A 1,744-nucleotide genomic window follows, 5' to 3' on the forward strand; every position below is an offset into this window, starting at 1 on the left:
TTTGTCATTACTGAGGGAACCTGACGGGATAAGTACCAATCGACTTTGTCGTACTCTTATAGTCTAGCTCTCATGCTACTTATTCACCTTACACTTCGATATCCATTAATTGAGAGCGCTTGATCCTGAGTTCTCTAGTGTTCAGTTGCTCTCTCTTCCAGATGGTTCGGATAGTTGAACTACTCACCGTTATGTTGTGCTGCTTAAGCATCTTCATCAGCTGTATGGCATTGGTATGAGGGTTTTGTAATGTCAGCTCGATAATCTTATCTTCGGTGCTTTCCGGGATGCGGTTTTTGCTGCGCTTCAACGGCTTGTTGATCCGTTTCAGACCCACAGGGCCTTCTTTTTCCAGGATTTGTTGGTAGTTATAAAGGGTCTGACGAGAACAGCCTAGGATTCGGGCCGCCTTCAGTACGCTACCTAGCTGCTCAGCAAGCTCCACAGCCTCGATTTTCCTCTGGACTTCCATACCGTATTCGTGACATTTCCTAGGCTCAACTAACTCTGTAATGTCGAGCCTGCGATGACCAAAATAGGCAGAGAAAGAGCCATCGAACTGACACCGGATCTCTACTTTTTGGTTTTCGATTGAATAACGGATTGGCGAGTCGATAACATACATTTTGCTGTCAAAGCTGAAGGTGTGGTCACGTCGTATCGTGCGGTACTCTTTCTGAACACAGATGGTGTTTAAGTCCAGCTCAGGTGGTAAGCGCTTGAACGCAGAGCGTTGATTCTTAGGCTGAACCATGACGTTTTTCACCCAGTAATTGGGGATGAACTCTTCCTGTAAGTAGCGGTTAGCGCTGTCCATGTCCGTAATCTTATTCAGCCGTAATTCCGGCACAAGGCGGTCCTGGAAGGTATCGAAGGCGCGTTCAATACGCCCTTTACCCTGAGGAGAATTTGCGAAGATAATTTCAATACCCAGCTCTTCACAGGCTCGCTGCATTTGTGAGAAATTGCTGCGTTTAGGACCGCCAAAGATACCTGCTCTATCAACATACAGCGTCTTAAACACGCCACGCTTCTCAATGTAAGCCCGCATGACTTTCATGCAACCTTCGGTGGTTTCAGAAGGGAAAAACTCAGCGTGAATATCACTGGTCGCATCATCCACGATAGCGATCAGGCAAGAGCGTTCATTGCCGAACCAACGATGCGGACTGCCGTCCATCTGAAGCATTAAGCCCGACGATGCCATCCGCTCCCTGTACTTTCTTACGCGGCTTCTACGCCGCTTAGAGCGCTTTACATGATGAATGGCGTGTGCCCAGGTACGTAAAGTTTCTCGTTTAACCGCGATACCTTCGTTCTTCACCAGAAGTTCAGCGAGATGCTGGAGGTTAAAGTCGTAGTACTTGGTCTGGATAAGATCCTGAACTTCCTTTTTGAGCGATTCAGAGATTTTATTGACGGGGCTCCGACCTTTGTTGCCATGGATCACGAAGCGAATGCCTTCTTTCCGGTATCGACTGAGGTAACGTTCAACGGTTCTGCGGGATTTGCTCAGCAAGGTAGCCGCGCTATTGATACTGATCCTGCCATCGATGACTTTGCTAATGATATCGACAGTGAATTGAGATTTTGAATCCATGTAGAACATCCTTAGCACCCTCTAAAGCTGATTTAATTACTTTAAAAGGTACGCTAATGAGTTCCGTCAATTTCCCTCGGTAGTTATTGTAATGACAAAGTCGCTTGGTAGTTAAGGTACGACAGAATCGCTTGGTGATCACAG

The 1,744-nt window shown here is 46.8% G+C and carries 1 protein-coding gene; it reads right to left on the minus strand.

Annotated elements, in window-relative coordinates; translation table 11 throughout:
- Positions 1-88: 88 nt before the first annotated feature.
- Positions 89-1,609 (minus strand): ISNCY family transposase, encoded by a 1,521-nt coding sequence (locus ACWYVB_RS24050; RefSeq protein ID WP_080619272.1) that lies wholly within the window; start codon positions 1,607-1,609, stop codon positions 89-91.
- Between the last annotated feature and the right edge of the window lie 135 nt (positions 1,610-1,744).

The sequence above is a fragment of the Vibrio sp. JZG10 genome, from assembly GCF_054064075.1.

Bases quoted from the DNA above. Each gene is read 5' to 3' on its own strand.
- ACWYVB_RS24050 (WP_080619272.1), bottom strand. From the start codon at position 1,609: ATGTTCTACATGGATTCAAAATCTCAATTCACTGTCGATATCATTAGC.